This window comes from Streptomyces sp. Q2, from assembly GCF_056820935.1.
In genome coordinates this window covers 22,428-34,857 of the sequence record NZ_JBXEJE010000071.1, presented here as the reverse complement: position 1 = coordinate 34,857, position 12,430 = coordinate 22,428, and the positions used below count along the sequence as shown (strand labels likewise).

Annotated in this window: 6 protein-coding genes and 1 pseudogene; 4 read left to right on the top strand and 3 right to left on the bottom strand. The window is 70.4% G+C overall.

The window, feature by feature from the left end; genetic code table 11:
* Nucleotides 1–901, bottom strand: a 901-nt coding sequence (locus ACWBNA_RS45110; RefSeq protein WP_482710409.1) for an ADP-ribosylglycohydrolase family protein, incomplete at its 3' end; no start/stop codon positions are given.
* Nucleotides 902–1,171: 270 nt separating this feature from the next.
* Between ACWBNA_RS45110 and ACWBNA_RS45105 the strand changes: the two genes are divergently transcribed.
* The 4 genes and pseudogenes from ACWBNA_RS45105 (at nt 1,172) to qcrB (ending at nt 10,300) form a co-directional block, all read left to right on the top strand.
* Nucleotides 1,172–1,903, top strand: a complete 732-nt coding sequence (locus ACWBNA_RS45105; protein WP_482710408.1) for a VIT1/CCC1 transporter family protein — start codon at nt 1,172–1,174, stop codon at nt 1,901–1,903.
* Nucleotides 1,904–2,276: 373 nt separating this feature from the next.
* Nucleotides 2,277–6,872 carry a glutamate synthase large subunit gene (gltB, locus tag ACWBNA_RS45100; RefSeq protein ID WP_482710411.1) on the top strand — a complete coding sequence of 1,532 codons (4,596 nt, stop codon included), beginning with the start codon at nt 2,277–2,279 and terminating at the stop codon, nt 6,870–6,872.
* Nucleotides 6,865–8,319: pseudogene (locus ACWBNA_RS45095) on the top strand (glutamate synthase subunit beta); the annotation flags it as partial. The gene gltB and the pseudogene ACWBNA_RS45095, both read left to right, overlap by 8 nt.
* 325 nt (nt 8,320–8,644) lie before the next feature.
* Complete coding sequence (gene qcrB, locus ACWBNA_RS45090) at nt 8,645–10,300, top strand: cytochrome bc1 complex cytochrome b subunit (RefSeq protein WP_482710407.1); 1,656 nt, start codon at nt 8,645–8,647, stop codon at nt 10,298–10,300.
* Here the strand turns inward: qcrB and ACWBNA_RS45085 are convergent.
* Together ACWBNA_RS45085 and ACWBNA_RS45080 are read right to left on the bottom strand one after the other, a co-directional pair.
* Nucleotides 10,275–11,258 carry an acyl-CoA dehydrogenase family protein gene (locus tag ACWBNA_RS45085; RefSeq protein WP_482710406.1) on the bottom strand — a complete coding sequence of 328 codons (984 nt, stop codon included), beginning with the start codon at nt 11,256–11,258 and terminating at the stop codon, nt 10,275–10,277. The genes qcrB and ACWBNA_RS45085 overlap by 26 nt on opposite strands.
* Nucleotides 11,258–12,397, bottom strand: coding sequence for an acyl-CoA dehydrogenase family protein (locus ACWBNA_RS45080; RefSeq protein ID WP_482710405.1), 1,140 nt, complete (start codon nt 12,395–12,397; stop codon nt 11,258–11,260). The genes ACWBNA_RS45085 and ACWBNA_RS45080 overlap by 1 nt, the downstream gene beginning before the upstream one ends.
* Nucleotides 12,398–12,430 lie beyond the last annotated feature (33 nt).

Genomic DNA, 12,430 nt, shown 5'->3' with positions numbered 1-12,430 from the left:
AGCCGGCCGGGATCGCACCGGCGCCGTGGGTGGCGCCGGCCAGGGCGCCCGCCACCGCCGCCGTGGTGTCGGCGTCGCGGCCCATGTTGACGGCGGTGAGCACCGCCTGGACGAAGTCGCCGTCGGCGGCCGCGTAGGCGCCGAAGGCGAGGGCGACCGCCTCGGGGGCCAGGTCGGTCCAGGGGTAGCCGCCGACGACGACCGCCGAGCGGACCGCTCGTTCGCCGCGGTGGGCCACCGCCACCGCGCGGCGCAGCGAGCGGGCCGTCCACGAGTCGTCGGGCACGACCGCCAGGGCCGAGGTGACCACGGCGATCGTCGGTGCTCCGGCCATCGCCGCCGCGACACCCGCCGCCACCGCCTGGCCGCCGTAGATGCCCTCGCCGTCGTGGCTCACCGAGCCGTCGATCGCCACCAGGCGGGCCGCCTCGGCGGGGCGGCCGCAGGCGAAGACGCCGAAGGGGGCCGCGCGCATGGCCAGGCCGTCGCTCCAGGCGTGGCGGTGCTGGGCGGAGATGGGGGCCGCGAGGCCGCGGCGCAGGTTCTCCAGCGTGCCGCGTTCGCTGAAACCCGCGCCTCGGAAGGGGCCTTCGTCGCGGTCCGCGATCCACTCGTGCCAGGCCGCCTCGACGTGGGCCGGGGTGAGGGCGGAGCCGTGCCGGGCCAGCAGGAGGCCGGAGAAGATCGCGTACTCGGTGTCGTCCGTGCCGGACGGGTTGTCCGCGACGTAGCCGGTGATACGGCCCCAGCGGGCGCGGATCTCGGAGGGCTTCATGTTCTCCGCCGGAGCCCCGAGGGCGTCTCCCACGGCCAGGCCGAGCAGGGCGCCGCGGGCCCGGTCGCGGAGTTCGGCGGCGTCGCCGGGCGCCGGGACCGGGGGAATGCAGGCGATCGATGCCATACGCGGCCTCTCCTCCGAGGGCTCCGCGCAGGGGGCGGAGCCCTTTGCGGATGTGTGCCACCGCAGCGGTTCGCCAGAGCCTCGGTGGCCTCAGCATCACCCGGTCGACATTTGTGCACCACCTCGATCGAATGAGCGTCGGAAGGTAAAACCGCAGGTTAGCCCAGCCTTTCCTTGCTGGCGGGCGGGAATTCGGGAGCGTAGTCTCCTTGTTGTCGAAAACTAGAAGAAGTCCAAAGAAGCCCGAAGAAGCTCTCCCTGGGGGACCGCATGGCCATCATCGAAACCGAGGCGTCACTGCACGAGGCGCACCGCGACAACCACACCCACCGGGATGTGAACGGCGGCTGGCTCAGGCCCGCCGTCTTCGGCGCGATGGACGGCCTGGTCTCCAACCTCGCCCTCATGACCGGTGTCGCGGGCGGATCGGTCGGCCGGCAGACCATCGTCATCACCGGGCTCGCGGGGCTCGCCGCAGGCGCCTTCTCCATGGCCGCCGGTGAGTACACCTCGGTCGCCTCGCAGCGCGAACTCGTCGAGGCCGAGCTGGACGTGGAGCGCCGGGAGCTGAGAAAGCACCCGAAGGACGAGGAGGCCGAACTCGCGGCCCTGTACGAAGGGCGAGGGGTCGAGCCGGAGCTGGCCCGGGAAGTGGCCCGGCAGCTGTCCCGCGACCCGGAGCAGGCGCTGGAGATACACGCCCGCGAGGAACTGGGCATCGATCCCGGGGACCTGCCCTCGCCGCTGGTCGCCGCCGTGTCCTCGTTCGGGGCGTTCGCGCTGGGCGCCCTGCTCCCCGTACTGCCGTATCTGCTCGGCGCCACCGACCTGTGGCCCGCCGTACTGCTCGCGCTCTTCGGGCTCTTCGCTTGCGGCGCGGTCGTGGCCAGGGTGACGGCGCGGACCTGGTGGTTCAGCGGGCTGCGGCAGCTCGCTCTCGGGGGTGCGGCGGCCGGTGTGACGTACGCCCTGGGCAGCTTGTTCGGAACGGTCGTAGGATAGGTCGGCTGCAAGTTATGCGATGGGCCGCATAAGTAGCCGTTACTCGCTGGTTTCGAATGCTTAACCACCGGGCATGAGCCGTAAGCGCTGTGGGCAATGAGGCCCGCGGCGCACCCGCGGGGTGGGCGACGACGCTCTCTCCGCCCCCTCGGGTCGACGGACATCGATCTGTCCGCTTCGATCCCCAAATACCTTGCGCCGCCGAGCGCGGTACCCCCGCCGCGACCCTGCGGCGTCCGCATGTTGGAACGGAGTATCCGGTTCCCGAGATCCGCTCCATCATGTAACCTGCACGAAATTTTGCACTCACGCAGAGGGCCAACGTCGTCCCTCGGCAATCTGCATATGCCACATGACGACGACGGGAGAGCCGATGCGTACGCCGCGCCAGCCGTCCCAGCACTCCACGAATGGCCAGAAGCGGTCGTTCATGGATGCTCGCCCTGCTGCGCAGGGTATGTACGACCCCCGCAACGAGCACGACGCCTGTGGCGTCGGCTTTGTGGCCACCCTCACCGGCGAGGCGAGCCACGCGCTGGTCGAGCAGGCGCTGACTGTTCTGCGCAACCTGGAACACCGCGGTGCCACCGGCTCCGAGCCCGACTCGGGTGACGGGGCGGGCATCCTGTCCCAGGTGCCGGACGCCTTCTTCCGTGAGGTGGCCGAATTCGAGCTGCCCGCTGCCGGCGCGTACGCGGTCGGTATCGCCTTCCTGCCCGAGGACGGCGCCGAAGAAGCCGTCTCACGCATCGAGACGATCGCCGCGGAGGAGGGCCTGACGGTCCTCGGCTGGCGCGACGTGCCGGTCGCCCCCGAACTGCTCGGCGCCACCGCCCGTTCGACGATGCCCGCCTTCCGGCAGATCTTCGTCGCGGACGGTTCCTCGACGGACATCACCCTCGACCGCAAGGCGTTCGTGCTGCGCAAGCGCGCCGAGCGCGAGGTCGACGTGTACTTCCCGTCGCTGTCCGCGCGGACGATCGTCTACAAGGGCATGCTGACCACCGGCCAGCTGGAGCCCTTCTTCCCGGACCTGTCCGACCGCCGCTTCGCGTCGGCCATCGCGCTGGTCCACTCGCGCTTCTCGACGAACACCTTCCCGAGCTGGCCGCTCGCGCACCCGTACCGCTTCGTCGCGCACAACGGTGAGATCAACACGGTCAAGGGCAACCGCAACTGGATGGCGGCCCGCGAGTCCCAGATCGTCTCCGACCTGTTCGGAGGCCAGGACACGATCGACCGGGTCTTCCCGATCTGCACGCCGGACGCCTCCGACTCCGCGTCCTTCGACGAGGTCCTGGAACTCCTGCACCTGGGCGGCCGTTCACTGCCGCACTCCGTGCTGATGATGATCCCGGAGGCGTGGGAGAACCACGACTCCATGGACCCGGCCCGGCGCGCCTTCTACCAGTTCCACGCCACGATGATGGAGCCCTGGGACGGCCCGGCCTGCGTCACCTTCACCGACGGCAAGCAGGTCGGCGCGGTCCTCGACCGCAACGGTCTGCGCCCCGGCCGCTACTGGGTCACCGACGACGGCCTCGTCGTCCTCGGCTCCGAGGTCGGCGTCCTCGACATCGACCCGGCCAGGGTCGTGCGCAAGGGCCGCCTGCAGCCCGGCCGCATGTTCCTCGTCGACACCGTCGAGCACCGCATCATCGAGGACGACGAGATCAAGGCCCAGCTCGCCGCCGAGAAGCCGTACGCGGAGTGGCTGGAAGCCGGCGAGATCGAGCTGTCCGACCTGCCCGAGCGCGAGCACATCGTGCACACGCACGCCTCGGTCACCCGCCGCCAGCAGACCTTCGGCTACACCGAGGAGGAGCTGCGCGTCATCCTCGCGCCGATGGCCAAGGCCGGTGCCGAGCCGATCGGTTCGATGGGCACCGACTCGCCGATCGCCGCACTGAGCGAGCGTCCGCGACTGCTCTTCGACTACTTCACCCAGCTGTTCGCGCAGGTCACCAACCCGCCGCTGGACGCCATCCGGGAAGAGCTGGTCACCAGCCTGCGCTCGTCCCTCGGCCCGCAGGGCAACCTGCTGGAGCCGACCGCCGCGTCCTGTCGCAGCGTGCTGCTGCCCTTCCCGGTCATCGACAACGACGAGCTCGCCAAGCTCATCCACATCAACGCCGACGGCGACATGCCCGGCATGAAGGCCGCGACCCTGTCCGGCCTGTACCGGGTCTCCGGCGGCGGCGAAGCCCTCGCCGCCCGCCTGGACGACATCTGCGCCGAGGCCGACGCCGCCATCGACAACGGCGCCCGCCTCATCGTCCTGTCGGACCGCCACTCGGACGCCGAGCACGCGCCGATCCCGTCGCTGCTGCTCACCGCGGCCGTCCACCACCACCTCATCCGCACCAAGCAGCGCACCCAGGTGGGTCTGCTGGTCGAGGCCGGTGACGTCCGCGAGGTCCACCACGTCGCCCTGCTGATCGGCTTCGGCGCCGCGGCCGTGAACCCGTACCTGGCCATGGAGTCCGTCGAGGACCTGGTCCGCGCGGGCACCTTCCTGTCGGACATCGAGGCCGAGCAGGCCATCCGCAACCTGATCTACGCCCTCGGCAAGGGCGTCCTGAAGGTCATGTCCAAGATGGGCATCTCGACCGTCGCCTCCTACCGCGGCGCCCAGGTCTTCGAAGCGGTCGGCCTGGACGAGCAGTTCGTCACCAAGTACTTCAGCGGTACGGCCACCAAGATCGGCGGCGTCGGCATCGACGTCATCGCCAAGGAGGTCGCCGCCCGCCACGCCAAGGCGTACCCGGCCAGCGGCATCGCGCCGGCCCACCGCGCGCTGGAGATAGGCGGCGAGTACCAGTGGCGTCGCGAGGGCGAGCCGCACCTGTTCGACCCGGAGACCGTCTTCCGCCTCCAGCACTCCACGCGCAGCGGCCGGTACGACATCTTCAAGAAGTACACCGAGCGCGTGAACGAGCAGTCCGAGCGCCTGATGACGCTGCGCGGCCTGTTCGGCTTCACCTCCGACCGCCAGCCGATCTCCATCGACGAGGTCGAGCCGGTCACCGAGATCGTCAAGCGGTTCTCGACGGGCGCCATGTCGTATGGCTCCATCTCGAAGGAAGCCCACGAGACGCTCGCCATCGCCATGAACCAGCTGGGCGGCAAGTCCAACACCGGTGAGGGCGGCGAGGACGCGGACCGGCTCTACGACCCGGCCCGCCGCTCCTCGATCAAGCAGGTCGCCTCCGGCCGCTTCGGCGTGACCTCGGAGTACCTGGTCAACGCGGACGACATCCAGATCAAGATGGCCCAGGGCGCCAAGCCCGGCGAGGGCGGCCAGCTGCCCGGCCACAAGGTCTACCCGTGGGTCGCCAAGACCCGTCACTCCACCCCGGGTGTCGGTCTGATCTCCCCGCCGCCGCACCACGACATCTACTCCATCGAGGACCTGGCCCAGCTGATCCACGACCTGAAGAACGCGAACCCGCAGGCGCGGATTCACGTGAAGCTGGTCTCCGAGGTCGGCGTCGGCACGGTCGCGGCGGGTGTGTCGAAGGCGCACGCGGACGTGGTGCTCATCTCCGGCCACGACGGCGGCACGGGCGCCTCCCCGCTCACCTCGCTGAAGCACGCGGGCGGTCCCTGGGAGCTCGGTCTCGCCGAGACCCAGCAGACGCTGCTGCTCAACGGCCTGCGCGACCGCATCGTCGTGCAGACCGACGGCCAGCTCAAGACCGGCCGTGACGTCGTCATCGCCGCGCTGCTCGGCGCCGAGGAGTTCGGTTTCGCGACCGCGCCGCTCGTCGTCTCCGGCTGCGTCATGATGCGCGTCTGCCACCTGGACACCTGCCCGGTCGGCATCGCCACCCAGAACCCGGTCCTGCGCGACCGGTTCACCGGCAAGGCCGAGTACGTGGTGAACTTCTTCCAGTTCATCGCCGAGGAGGTCCGCGAGATCCTCGCCGAGCTGGGCTTCCGCTCCATCGAGGAGGCCGTCGGCCACGCCGAGACCCTCGACGTGACCCGCGCGGTCGACCACTGGAAGGCGCAGGGCCTGGACCTGTCCCCGCTCTTCTACGTGCCTCAGCTGCCCGAGGGTGCCCCGCTGCACCAGGTCATCCAGCAGGACCACGGCCTGGAGAAGGCGCTCGACAACGAGCTGATCAAGCTCGCCGGCGACGCCCTGGCCGCGGACTCCGCGACCGACGCCCAGCCGGTGCGCGCCCAGGTCGCGATCCGCAACATCAACCGCACGGTCGGCACCATGCTCGGCCACGAGGTGACCAAGAAGTTCGGTGGCGCGGGCCTGCCCGACGACACCATCGACATCACCTTCACGGGCTCCGCCGGCCAGTCCTTCGGCGCCTTCCTCCCGCGCGGCGTCACGCTGCGCCTGGAGGGCGACGCCAACGACTACGTCGGCAAGGGCCTCTCCGGCGGCCGGGTGATCGTCCGTCCCGACCGGGGCGCCGACCACCTCGCCGAGTTCTCGACCATCGCGGGCAACACCATCGCGTACGGCGCGACCGGCGGCGAGCTCTTCCTGCGCGGTCGCACCGGCGAGCGGTTCTGCGTCCGCAACTCCGGCGCCACCGTCGTCTCCGAGGGCGTGGGCGACCACGGCTGCGAGTACATGACCGGCGGTCACGCGGTGGTGCTGGGCGAGACGGGCCGCAACTTCGCGGCCGGCATGTCCGGCGGTGTCGCGTACGTCATCGACCTGAACCGCGACAACGTCAACATCGGCAACGTGGACGCGATCGAGGCACTGGACGACACCGACAAGCAGTGGCTGCACGACGTGGTGCGCCGCCACGCCGAGGAGACCGCCTCGACGGTCGCCGAGAAGCTGCTCGTCGACTGGGACGTCTCCGTGGAGCGCTTCAGCAAGATCATCCCCAGCACGTACAAGGCAGTGCTCGCCGCCAAGGACGCCGCCGAGCGAGCGGGTCTCACCGAGACCGAGATCACCGAGAAGATGATGGAGGCGGCGATCAATGGCTGACCCGAAGGGCTTTCTGAACCACGGGCGCGAGGTCGCCAAGTCCCGCCCCGTCGACGTCCGTCTGAAGGACTGGAACGAGGTCTACGTTCCCGGTTCACTGCTGCCGATCATCAGCAAGCAGGCCAGCCGGTGCATGGACTGCGGCATCCCGTTCTGTCACAACGGCTGTCCGCTGGGGAACCTGATTCCCGAGTGGAACGACTACGCCTACCGCGAGGACTGGGCGAACGCCTCCGAGCGGCTGCACGCCACGAACAACTTCCCGGAGTTCACGGGCCGGCTGTGCCCCGCTCCCTGCGAGTCGGCGTGTGTGCTCGGCATCAACCAGCCGCCGGTGACCATCAAGAACGTCGAGGTCTCGATCATCGACAAGGCGTGGGAGACCGGTGACGTCGCCCCGCAGGCGCCCGAGCGCCTGTCGGGCAAGACGGTCGCGGTCATCGGCTCGGGCCCGGCCGGTCTGGCCGCCGCCCAGCAGCTGACCCGGGCCGGCCACACCGTCGCCGTCTACGAGCGCGCGGACCGCATCGGAGGCCTCCTCCGGTACGGCATCCCCGAGTTCAAGATGGAGAAGCGGCACATCAACCGCCGTATCGAGCAGATGCGCGCGGAGGGCACCCGCTTCCGCACCGGCATCGAGATCGGCCGCGACCTCAAGGCGACCGACCTGAAGAAGCGGTACGACGCGATCGTCATCGCCGCCGGTGCGACGACCGCGCGCGACCTGCCGGTCCCGGGCCGCGAGCTCAAGGGCATCTACCAGGCCATGGAGTACCTGCCCCTGGCCAACAAGGTGCAGGAGGGCGACTTCGTGGCGCCCCCGATCTCGGCCGAGGGCAAGCACGTGGTCGTGATCGGCGGCGGTGACACCGGCGCCGACTGCGTGGGCACCGCCCACCGCCAGGGCGCGGCCTCCGTCACGCAGCTGGAGATCATGCCCCGCCCGAACGAGGACCGGAACCCGGTCTCCCAGCCGTGGCCGACCTTCCCGATGCTCTACAAGGTCACCTCCGCGCACGAGGAGGGCGGCGAGCGGGTCTACTCCGTCTCCACCACCCACTTCGAGGGCGACGAGGACGGCAACGTCCAGTGGCTGCACCTCAGCGAGGTCGAGTTCGTCGAGGGCAAGCTGACCCCGAAGCCGGGCACGGAGCGCAAGATCCCCGCCCAGCTGGTCACCCTCGCCATGGGCTTCACCGGCACCGACCGCGAGAACGGCCTGGTCGACCAGTTCGGCCTGGAGCTCGACGAGCGCGGCAACATCGCCCGCGACGCCGACTTCCAGACCAACGTGCCGGGCGTGTACGTCGCCGGTGACGCCGGCCGCGGCCAGTCGCTCATCGTCTGGGCGATCGCGGAGGGCCGCTCCGCCGCGCGTGGCGTGGACCGGTTCCTGACCGGTACCAGTGAGCTGCACGCCCCGATCCGCCCGACGGACCGCTCGCTGANCAGTCGCTCATCGTCTGGGCGATCGCGGAGGGCCGCTCCGCCGCGCGTGGCGTGGACCGGTTCCTGACCGGTACCAGTGAGCTGCACGCCCCGATCCGCCCGACGGACCGCTCGCTGATGGTCTGACGACCTCGGCCACCCAAAGCGTCCCGTACAAAGGCGTACGGAACACGAGACGGCGCCTGCCCCAGTCCCCGACCGGACAGGGGCTGGCGCCGCCGCATGTGCGGGTGACTCTCCCCGCTCACTCGTCCGCTCGCACCGTTGGCCCAAGGGTGACCGTCGTGTCAGTCTGAATGGGATCCGACGGGGAGGCGACGCGTATGGACGGCGTACGACCGGTGGATGAGACAAGGGGTTCCGCACGCTCCCGCAGGGAGCCCCCCGCCAGGGGCGAGAAGCTCGCCGACTGGGCGGACGGGCGGCTCGGGCTCTACGGGCTGGCCAAGGCCAACATGCGCAAGGTGTTCCCGGACCACTGGTCGTTCATGCTGGGCGAGGTCTGCCTCTACAGCTTCCTCGTCCTGATCCTCACCGGTGTCTACCTCACCCTGTTCTTCGATCCGAGCACCAGCGAAGTCGTCTACAACGGCTCCTACGAACCGCTCAACGGCGTCCTGATGACCCGGGCCTACGAATCCACGCTCGACATCAGCTTCGACGTGCGCGGCGGGCTGCTCATCCGGCAGATCCACCACTGGGCCGCACTGGTCTTCGTCACCGGCATGCTGGTGCACATGATGCGGGTGTTCTTCACCGGCGCCTTCCGCAAGCCGCGCGAGGTCAACTGGGTGTTCGGCTGGTCCCTGCTGTTCCTCGGCATCGTCACCGGCCTGACCGGCTACTCGCTCCCCGACGACCTGCTGTCCGGCACCGGTCTGCGCTTCGCACACGGCGCGATCCTGTCCGTACCGATCGTGGGAACGTACCTGGCGTTCTTCCTCTTCGGCGGGGAATTCCCCGGGGAGGACTTCATCGCGCGGCTGTACCCCGTCCACATCCTGCTGCTGCCCGGGATCATGCTCGGCCTGGTGGTCGCCCATCTGATCCTGGTCTTCTACCACAAGCACACGCAGTACCCGGGGCCCGGCCGCGACAACAGGTCCGTCGTCGGCATGCCCTTCCTGCCGGTCTACATGGCGAAGGCGGGCGGCTTCTTCTTCCTGGTCTTCGGCATGCTGGCGCTCATCGGCGGCATCGCACAGATCAACCCCGTATGGGCCTTCGGACCCTACCGACCGGACCTGGTGACCACCGGCGCCCAGCCCGACTGGTATCTGGGCTTCTCCGAGGGCCTGATCCGGGTGATGCCGGGATGGGAGATCAACTTCTGGGGTCACACCCTGGCGCCGGGCGTCTTCATCCCCTTCACCCTCTTCCCGCTGATCCTGCTCGCCATCGGCCTGTACCCGTTCATCGAGGCGTGGATCACCGGCGACAAACGCGAGCACCACATCCTGGACCGGCCGCGCAACATGCCCGTGCGCACCGGTCTCGGCGCCGCCTGGCTGAGCCTGTACGCGGTGCTGCTGATCGGCGGCGGCAACGACATCGTGGCCACGCATCTGCATCTGTCCATCAACGCGATCACCTGGTTCGTGCGCATCTCCGTGTTCGTGATGCCGGTCCTCGCCTTCACGGTGACGAAACGGATCTGTCTCGGGCTCCAGCGCCGCGACCGGGACAAGGTGCTGCACGGCAGGGAGTCCGGCACGGTCAAACGGCTCCCGCACGGGGAGTACGTCGAGGTCCACGAGCCCGTCTCGCAGGCGCAGCTGTTCACGCTCACCCAGCACGAGCAGGAGCCGCCGTACGAGGTCGGGCCGCGCGTCGACGCGGGCGGTGTACGGCGGCCGGTCAAGGTCTCCCACCGGATGCGGGCGCGGTTCGCCAGGGCGATGTTCGGGCCCGGGAAGCGGATCACGAAACCCACGGCCGAGGAGTACCGGGAGCTCACGAGCGGCGATCGCCATCACTGAACAGGACGGCTGCCCGGCACTCGTCGGGGCTTCCCCAGGCGGTGCGCAGGGCGCGGGCCTTGGTGAGCCAGAGCGACAGGTCGCACTCCGCCGTGTAGCCGATCGCACCGTGCAGTTGCAGGGCCGTGCGAGCGGCGGTGTACGCCGCCTCACAGGCCGTGACCTTCGCCGCGGCCACGTCCCGCTCGGTCATCGTCAGGGCGGCGCCGAAGAGCAGGGGGCGCGCGAACTCCAGCGCGATCTTGGCGTCGGCCAGGCGGTGCTTGACCGCTTGGAACGAGCCGACGGGGACGCCGAACTGGGTGCGCTGCCTGACATACGCGACGGTTCTGTCGAGCAGGGCGAGGCCGACGCCGAGGGCCTGGGCGGCGGTGGCCAGGCGGGCCCAGGTGCGGGCGAGGGCGGTGGCCGTGGTGACCTGCGGGCCGGTGGCGAGGAGTTCTCCTCCGGGCGGTGCAGGGAAGAGCCGACGGGCGGGGTCGAGGGAGGGGCGCGGGGCACCGGGCGCGGGGGCCAGGCGCAGCTCGCTCGCGCCCGACACCGCCAGCCGTACGTCGGCCACGTCCGCGTCCAGCGCGTACGGTCCCACCGCCAGCGTCGCCGTCGACTCGCCCGAAGCCAGCGCCGGCAGCAGGCGTTCGGCCGGGCCCGCGTCGTCCAGTCCGGCGAGCAGCACGGCCGCCGCCACCGTTTCCACCAACGGCCCCGGCACCGCGTGCCGCCCCAAGGCCAGGAAGGCGACGGCGACCTCCACGGGACGGGGGCCCAGCCCGTCGTACGCCTCCGGGACCGCCAGCGCGAACACGCCCGCCTCCGCGACACGGCGCCACAGCGCACGGCCGCTCGCGTGCTCGCCCCGGCTCCAGTCCCGGACCACCGAAGGGGTGTCCTCGCCGGTCAGCATCGCGTCCAGCGCGTCGGCGAAGGCGCGCTGCTCGGGGTCCAGGAGGAAGCGCATCAGCGGCGCCCCTTCGGCAGGCCCAGCAGGCGTTCGGCGACGATGTCGCGCTGGATCTCGTTGGTTCCGGCGTAGATCGGGCCGGCGAGGGAGAAGACGTACCCCTCGGACCAGCCCGTGTCGGACAGCTCGCCCTCCGGCCCCAGGAGATCGAGTGCCGTCTCGTGCAGGGCGATGTCGTACTCGGACCAGAAGACCTTGTTCACGCTGGACTCGGGGCCGATCGACTCGCCGTCGAGGAACCGGGAGGCGGCGGCATAGGTGAAGAGCTGGTAGGCGCGGGCACCGATGAGGGCGTCGGCCACGCGGTGGCCGGCGCTCGGTGGGCTGCCCTGTGCCTGCCAGAGCTCGGACAGCCGGGCGGCGCTCGCCAGGAAGCGGCCGGGGGAGCGCAGGGTCAGGCCGCGTTCGTTGCCCGCTGTCGACATGGCGACGCGCCAGCCCTGCCCGGGCTCGCCGATCACGTCCTCGTCCGGCACGAACACCTCGTCCAGGAAGAGTTCCGCGAAGGCCGGTTTTCCGTCGAGGCGGCCGATCGGGCGGACCGTGACGCCCGGGGCGCGCAGGTCGAACATCAGGTAGGTGAGGCCCTGGTGCGGCTTCGGGGTGCCGGGCTCGCTGCGGAACAGGCCGAACGCGCGGTCCGCGAAGGCCGCGCGCGAGGACCAGGTCTTCTGCCCGCTCAGCAGCCAGCCGCCGTCCGTACGGACCGCCCTCGACCGCAGGGACGCCAGGTCCGAACCCGCCTCCGGCTCCGACCAGGCCTGCGCCCAGACCACCTCGCCACAGGCCATCGGAGGGAGCACACGCGCGCGTTGCTCCTCGGTGCCGTGGTCGAAGAGGGTCGGGGCGAGGAGGTTGATCCCGTTCTGGCCGACCCTTCCCGGCGCGCCCGCCGCGTAGTACTCCTCCTCGAAGACCAGCCACCGGATCAGGCCCGCGTCCCGTCCGCCGTAGGCCGTCGGCCAGTTCACCACCGACCAGCGGTCCGCGGCGAGTTCGGCCTCCCACGAGCGGTGCGCCGCGAAACCCTCCTCGGTCTCCAGGGACGGGAGGGGAACGGACGGCACGTGCGCGTGCAGCCAGGCCCGGGCCTCGGCGCGGAACGCCTCGTCGGCGGGGGAGTGGGCCAGGTCCACGGTCACCCTCCTTCCCTAACAAGTGTTTGGTAG